Source organism: Pseudomonas sp. FG47, from assembly GCF_057809115.1.
On the sequence record NZ_JBMDJI010000037.1, the window covers coordinates 35,300 to 41,299 of the forward strand.

General features: G+C 65.2%; 4 protein-coding genes. 3 read left to right on the forward strand and 1 reads right to left on the reverse strand.

The features are described from left to right. Nucleotides 1–14: 14 nt before the first annotated feature. On the reverse strand, nt 15–2,258 hold the full coding sequence (locus ACODS5_RS20715; protein WP_134693334.1) for a putative bifunctional diguanylate cyclase/phosphodiesterase: 2,244 nt from the start codon (nt 2,256–2,258) through the stop codon (nt 15–17). A gap of 139 nt (nt 2,259–2,397) precedes the next feature. On the opposite strand from ACODS5_RS20715, the gene ACODS5_RS20720 reads away from it, so the two are divergent. The 3 genes from ACODS5_RS20720 to ACODS5_RS20730 all read left to right on the forward strand — a co-directional run bounded on the left by ACODS5_RS20720 (nt 2,398) and on the right by ACODS5_RS20730 (nt 5,912). Beyond that, a complete protein-coding gene (locus tag ACODS5_RS20720; protein WP_134693333.1) occupies nt 2,398–4,017 on the forward strand; it encodes an NADP-dependent glyceraldehyde-3-phosphate dehydrogenase in 1,620 nt (539 codons plus the stop codon). Nucleotides 4,018–4,163: 146 nt separating this feature from the next. Then, nucleotides 4,164–4,631, forward strand: a complete 468-nt coding sequence (locus tag ACODS5_RS20725; RefSeq protein ID WP_489109560.1) for a VOC family protein — start codon at nt 4,164–4,166, stop codon at nt 4,629–4,631. An 87-nt stretch (nt 4,632–4,718) separates the two neighbouring features. Continuing rightward, entirely contained in the window at nt 4,719–5,912 is a 1,194-nt protein-coding gene (locus ACODS5_RS20730; RefSeq protein ID WP_134693331.1) for a DUF8534 domain-containing protein, read from the forward strand. The last annotated feature ends 88 nt before the right edge of the window (nt 5,913–6,000 follow it).

Here is a 6,000-nt window from a genome sequence, read left to right on the forward strand (position 1 = left end):
CCTCGCTGCAAAAGTCAGCGCAGCGGATGCCGCTGGCGCTCCTGGTTTTCCCGCAACCAGCGCTGTAAGGCCTGCGCCGGCATCGGCCGGCCAAGCAGGAAGCCCTGCCCCTGGTCACACCCGGCGTTGCGCAGAAAGTCGTACTGCTCCTGGGTCTCGATGCCTTCACCGGTAATGCGAAAACCCAGGGCATGCCCCAGGTCGATGATCGCCCGGGCCACGGCGATCGCGTCGTCATCACCCGGCAGGTCCTTGATGAACGCGCGGTCGATCTTCAAGTGATCGATAGGCAACGCCCGCAGGTAGGCCAGCGACGAATAGCCGGTACCGAAGTCGTCCACCGCCGTGGCCACGCCCATCGCCCGCAACTGTGCCAGCACCGCGCAGGCCTGCTGCTGGCTCTCCATCAGCAGGCTTTCGGTGATTTCCACTTCCAGCAGGCTGGCCGCCAGGCCATGGCGCTCCAGTGCCGAGGCCAGGCTGGTGACATAGTCGCTGCGCTCGATCTGCAAGGCGGCGACGTTGATCGCCAGCGGCCCCGGCACTCCCTCGCCGTCGCGCCAGGCGGCCAACTGGGCGCAGGCCAACTCCAGCACCCGCTCGCCAAGGGGAATGATCAGCCCGGTGCGCTCGGCCAACGGGATGAACTCGCCTGGCGAAACCAGGCCATGTTCCGGATCACGCCAGCGCAGCAGCGCCTCGATGCCTTCCAGGCGGCCACTGAACAGGTCCACCTTGGGCTGGTACCACAGTTCGAACTCGTTGTGCTCCAGGGCCCGGCGCAGATTACGCTCCAGCTCCAGGCGCTGCTGCAGTCGCGCGGTCATGTCCGGGTGATAGGGCCGCCAGGCGTCCCGGCCGCTTTCCTTGGCCGCGTACATGGCCGTGTCGGCATGGCGCAGCAGGCTGTCGGGGTCTTCGCCATGCTGCGGACACCAGGCCAGGCCGATGCTGCCGGTGACCAGCGCGGCGTTGCCATTGAGGTCGAAGGGCCGCTGCAGACTGCGCAGCAAAGCACGGATCTGGTGGTTCACCTGGCCCTGGGTGCCCTGCAGCATGAACACGAACTCGTCGCCGCCCACGCGGCAGACCTGGTCCTGGCTATCCAGCTCCTGCAAGAAGCGCGCGGTGGCCTGCTGCAACAACAGATCGCCCATGGGGTGGCCAAGGCTGTCGTTGACCTGCTTGAAACCGTCGATATCCAGCATCAGCACGGCCAGGCCATGGCCGTGCCCGATCGCCTCGCCCAGTTGCTGCTGGAACAGCACGCGGTTGGGCAGCCCGGTGATGGTGTCGTAATGGGCCAGGCGCTCGAGCTGGGCCTGGTACTGGCGCAACTCGCGGTTGCGCTGCTCGAGCTGACGCTGCTTGCGATTGAGCTGGGCCACGAACAGGCTGAACAAGCCAGTGCTGGTCAGGGCGAACAGGAACAGCGGCGAACCGAACAGGTTCAGCTGCGCCCAGCCGCCATGTGGCGCGGCCACCAGTTGCCAGACGCCTCCCGGCACCTCGACATCGAGTGTCACCTGCGGGTCGTCGAACAACTGCGGGTCGCCCCAGATCAAGCTACCCTCGGCACCCTTGCCATCGCTGCCGCGCACCGCCAGCTCGAAGCCAGTCTCCGGGCGCAGGCCGGCGGCCAGCAGCAGGCGGTCGATATCGGCGACGATCGAGATATTGCCCCAGTACAGCTTGACCCCACGCTTGGCGCTGATGAACACCGGGCGCCGGTACACCAGCGCCCGGCCCCCCTGGTACAGCTGCAGCGGCCCAGCCAGCACTGGCTGGCCACTGTCACGGGCAACGGCCAGCAACGGGAACTGGTCGGGCAGGCGGCGGTAGTTCAGGCCGATGATCTGCTCGTTGCCTTGCAGCGGGTAAACATCGCGGATCACATCGGCGGGTGCCAGGGCGATGTGGTGCATGTACGGCACCGAATCCAACGCATCGCGGGCCATGCCATGGAAGTGGTCGATGCTGATGCTGCCGTCGGTGCTGATCAGTTGGGCAATACCCTCGGCTTCGGCGAACGATGCCCGCAGCTGCGCCTCCAGCGCGCTGCGCAGCCCGGACAGCCGCGCGGCGAGGTTGGCGACCTGCTCGCTCTCGGCGCGCCGGGCGTCCAGGTGCCCAAGCACCACCGACAGGCCAATGCCGATCACCGCGAAACCTACCGGCAGCAAGCGATAGAGCGTACGACGCAACTTGCCCGGAGCGGGCGGCGGGTCATCGAAGGAAGAACGTTCGTTGCGGGTCATAGGCCTGAAGTCGGAAGCGATAGTTCCTGTATCGGCGCGGTCGTGACGATGTTGAGCCAGACTGGTGTTTTTCCGGCACTGGGTGCATGCTCCAGAGCTGAAGCGATTCACCCAGCCAAACAAAAGAGGTGCAGTACCCATGGACCGTCTGCTCGATTCGTTGTTTCCCACCCTTGAGGACATTCCCGCGCAATGGCGCCTGGGCGAGCCCCTGGAACAACGCGATTATCTGGTCGCCGGCGAACTGCGGCGCTGGGACGGCCCGTTGGCCACGGTACATAGCCCGGTGTGGCTCAAGGAGGGCGACAGCGAGCGCCAGGTGATCCTTGGCAGCGCGCCACTGCTCGACGCCGACACCGCGCTGACCGCCCTGGATGCCGCCGTGCAGGCCTACGACAAGGGCCGTGGTGCCTGGCCGACGATGCGCGTGGCCGAGCGTATCCAGCATGTCGAGACCTTCCTGGCGCGCATGCGCGAGCAGCGCGAGGCGGTGGTCAAGCTGCTGATGTGGGAGATCGGCAAGAACCTCAAGGACTCGGAGAAAGAGTTCGACCGCACCTGCGACTATATCGTCGACACCATCAATGCCCTGAAAGACCTCGATCGCCGCTCCAGCCGCTTCGAGCTGGAACAAGGTACCCTCGGCCAGATCCGTCGCGCGCCACTGGGCGTGGCGCTGTGCATGGGGCCCTACAACTACCCGCTGAACGAAACCTTCACCACCTTGATCCCGGCACTGATCATGGGCAACACCGTGGTGTTCAAGCCCGCCAAGTTCGGTGTGCTGCTGATCCGCCCGCTGCTCGAGGCCTTCCGCGACAGTTTCCCGGCCGGGGTGATCAATGTCATCTATGGCCGTGGCCGCGAAACCGTCAGCGCGCTGATGGCCAGCGGCAAGGTCGATGTGTTCGCCTTCATCGGCACCCACAAGGCCGCCAGCGACCTGAAAAAGCTCCACCCACGCCCGCACCGCCTGCGCGCCGCCCTTGGCCTGGACGCCAAGAACCCCGGTATCGTGCTGCCTCAGGTCGACCTTGACAACGCCGTCGAGGAAGCGGTCACCGGTGCCCTGTCGTTCAATGGCCAGCGCTGCACCGCGCTGAAGATCTTGTTCGTCCATGAAGACGTGGTCGAGGCCTTTCTCGACAAGTTCCAGCGCAAGCTGGCCGCGCTCAAGCCGGGCATGCCGTGGGAACCGGGCGTGGCGCTGACACCACTGCCGGAGCCAGGCAAGCTCGACTACCTCGATGGCCTGGTGGCCGACGCCACAGGCAAAGGCGCGCGGGTGCTCAACGCAGGCGGCGGGCTCAGCCGCGGTTCGTTCTTCTACCCAGCGCTGCTGTACCCGGTGAGCGCCGACATGCGCCTGTACCACGAGGAGCAGTTCGGCCCGCTGGTGCCGGTGGTGCCCTACCGCGACCTGCAGACGGTGGTCGACTATGTGCTCGACTCCGACTACGGCCAGCAACTGAGCCTGTTCGGCAACGACCCGGCGACCATCGGCGCGCTGGTCGACACCTTCGCCAACCAGGTGGGTCGTATCAACCTCAACGCCCAGTGCCAGCGTGGGCCGGACACCTACCCGTTCAACGGCCGCAAGAACAGCGCCGAAGGGACCTTGTCGGTGCATGACGCACTGCGGGTGTTCTCCATCCGCACCCTGGTGGCGACCAAGTTCCAGGAAGCGAACAAAGAACTGATCAGCGAGATAATCCGTAACCGCCAGTCGAGTTTCCTGACCACCGATTACATCTTCTGAAGCTGACGAGCAAATGGGGCCGCATCGCGGCCCCTTCGCTTTTTTAGAGACAATCGATATAAGGCGACAGTCGATTTTCCGCCCGCGCAGACGACTCTAATCACCAAGGCGTTGCAACCCACCCCACGTGAAAGGAGATTACGCAAATGGCAGCCAAGCCCATCCCCGAAGGCCAGCACAGCCTCACCCCCTACCTCGGCATCAAGGAGGCCGCCAAGGCCATTGAGTTCTACAAGAGCGCCTTCGGCGCCGTGGAAATGTTCCGCCTCGAAGGCCCTGACGGCAGCATCGGCCATGCCGAGTTGAAAATCGGCGACTCCTCGCTGATGCTCGGCTCGCCCTGCGACATGGAGGGCGGCCTCAAACCCAGCGAGACCATCGAAACGCCAGCAGTTGGCCTGCACCTGTATGTCGAGGACTGCGACAAAGTCTATGCCCAGGCCTTGCGCGCCGGCGCGACACAGGTGCGCGAAGTCCAGGACCAGTTCTACGGCGACCGCAGCGGCACCCTGAAGGATCCGTTCAACAACCTGTGGTTCGTCTCCACCCACAAGGAAGACCTCAGCCCCGAGGAAATCCGCGCCCGCGCCGCCAAACTGTTCGACGGCCAGTGAGCGGCAGGCTCCAGGCTGCAAGCTTCAAGTTGAAAGCCAGCGCGCTTTGCTTGAAGCTTGAGGCTTGTAGCTTGGAGCTGCCTCTCAATGCGAATCATCGAAAAGACCGGCGCGCAGGTGCGCAGCCTGACCTTGGCCGAAGAGGAACTGCTGGCCGGTTTTGCCGCCGGCACCCTGGCCGGCCCCCGCCTGCTGCAGGCCAACCAATGGCTGATGAAAGTGCGCAGCGCCAACCAGTGGCTGGCCTGCGATTGCCGCCAGGATGCCCTGCCGGTGCTCAATGTGTCGCTCAACGGCAACACCGGCACCCTGTTCCTGCGTAACAACCCCGACACCCCCGAACACACCCCGGGTTGCCCGTTCAGCAAGGATGAGCGCGAGGCCGGCGCCGGCGCCCAGGAACACACACCTCCCGCGGCCTGGCTGGCCCCGGATGCCCCCTTGCGCCTGCTTGGCGACTATCGCCGTCCAGGCGACGGCGAAACCGTCGGCGGGCCGCGTGACGCCGGCGAACGCCGCGAGCAGCAGCGCCTGCTGTCGTTGCTGCTGACCTGGATCGAAGCCAGCGGCCTGAACGTCTATGCCACGCACCTGAAGAAGGACCTCACCGCCCAGTTCGCCGAGCTGCGCGGGGTTGCTGGCCGTTACCCGCTGCTGGAGCGGGTGCCGGCCAGCAACTACCTGGAAACGCGCCTGGACATGAAGCACATGATGATGCTCAAGGCCCGGCTACGTGAGGCCACGGTGTTCGGCAACCACCGCCGGCATGGCTTGCTGCTCGACTGCGTCGACCAGATCAAGGGCCGCAAGCTGTTCAACAACCGCAGCGAAGACGGCTTCGACTTCCAGGGCCATCACCAGTATTGGGGCGGCGGCCGCGCCAGCGGGCCACTGCTGGCCCTGGCCCTGTATTCGCCGGCCACCGCCGGCAGCCACTTCTACGAACTGATCCATGTCGCCAGCGTGCCGGTGCTGTCGCGCGGGCAGTTGTTCCCGGTGTACCGCGACGAAGAGCGCGAGCCGTTGAAGGCGCTGGTGTCGCTGATCGACTGGATGGCCAGCAAGGGCGTCAAAGTGCTGATGCGTCGCCCGGTGATCGGCGGCCAGGTGATGGACGAACTGGTATTGACCTCGGATCAGGACCGGGTGCTGTCGGTGTCGTTGCTCGAGCAACCGCTGGGGCCGGAGCCGGATGCCGAGAACTTCAAGCGCTATGCCGACTTCAAGAGCCTGGAGACCTTCCGCAAATACGTGGCGGGGTTCTTCATGCGCGAGCGTTAGCCAGCGAGCTTGCTGGCGAACCAGGCGACGCGATGAATGGCACCGGCTACGCCGGTGTTCGCCGGCAAGCCGGCTCCTACGCCGATTA

What these genes read in the sequence shown, in the direction of transcription:
- ACODS5_RS20715 (WP_134693334.1), bottom strand. Translation starts at nt 2,258, where the DNA reads ATGACCCGCAACGAACGTTCTTCCTTCGATGACCCGCCGCCCGCTCCG.
- ACODS5_RS20720 (WP_134693333.1), top strand. Translation starts at nt 2,398, where the DNA reads ATGGACCGTCTGCTCGATTCGTTGTTTCCCACCCTTGAGGACATTCCC.
- ACODS5_RS20725 (WP_489109560.1), top strand. Translation starts at nt 4,164, where the DNA reads ATGGCAGCCAAGCCCATCCCCGAAGGCCAGCACAGCCTCACCCCCTAC.
- ACODS5_RS20730 (WP_134693331.1), top strand. Translation starts at nt 4,719, where the DNA reads ATGCGAATCATCGAAAAGACCGGCGCGCAGGTGCGCAGCCTGACCTTG.